The sequence below is a fragment of the Mucilaginibacter lutimaris genome, from assembly GCF_042676625.1.
Classification (GTDB): Bacteria; Bacteroidota; Bacteroidia; order Sphingobacteriales; family Sphingobacteriaceae; genus Mucilaginibacter; species Mucilaginibacter lutimaris.
On the sequence record NZ_JBHTIA010000017.1, the window covers coordinates 1 to 852 of the forward strand.

At 45.0% G+C, this 852-nt stretch carries 1 pseudogene; it reads left to right on the forward strand.

Going from position 1 to position 852, the window contains the following annotated elements:
* Positions 1-334 (forward strand): annotated as a pseudogene (locus tag ACFQZI_RS19840) (hypothetical protein); the annotation flags it as partial.
* Between the last annotated feature and the right edge of the window lie 518 nt (positions 335-852).

Here is an 852-nt window from a genome sequence, read left to right on the forward strand (position 1 = left end):
ACCTCATCAAATCTTAGACCTGCAAGAATATATCTTGCTGATACGGCCAAAGCTTCAAAGCAGATCAGAGCGTTTGTTCACCGGCAGACATGATATTGAAAACTTACAAAACAATTTGCTGCACCTGAGCTATGCATTGAAAAAGATCAATCCTAAATACAAACATGCGGTACAGATCAGGCAAAGTGTGATCACTGAATGGCTAAAAGAAAAAGACCTGCGGACAGTTCAGTATATGGCCGGCCATCGATACGTCAGCAGTACCGAACGTTACCGGGAAAGTAACCTGGAAGAATTGAAAGAAGCCTTGCTAAAGCATCACCCTCAAAAATGAAAAGTGCCTTAACAGTATCAAAAACGCAGATTGAAAGCACGAGTTTGAATTGTTGCATATAAGATAAATCCATTAGAAAGGAAGACAGCACCCTGCCGGAGGCTGTCAAAATGGTGTTTATACAATCTGTAATAGCAAGCTTAATCCCCCCGCACATGGAGGCCTTTTGTTTAATTGGGGGCTATCTCCCAAAGCCCCCAAACCCCCGTTGGATCGTTTACGTGCCGGATGCAAGCCCACAGATCCACCCACTACCCACGCTTACATCCAGCCCGAAAACGTCTGCCTTTTTTAGGCTCTATAAATTGCTTTTTCCAAATTAGCAAGATGTACGTTTGTGCCACAAACAGATCCTGCGGCCATGCCGAAAAAATGCGTTTTGGCATTTAGCAAGATAAACGATTGTCCGACAATCGATCTTGCCCCGACCGCTCCGAAGTCGCCGGGGTAGTCTCAAAAACAAGAGCATGAGGGTTCAGGTGATCTTCTGTTAAGCAACCAAAAGCGGAAGAAGACGG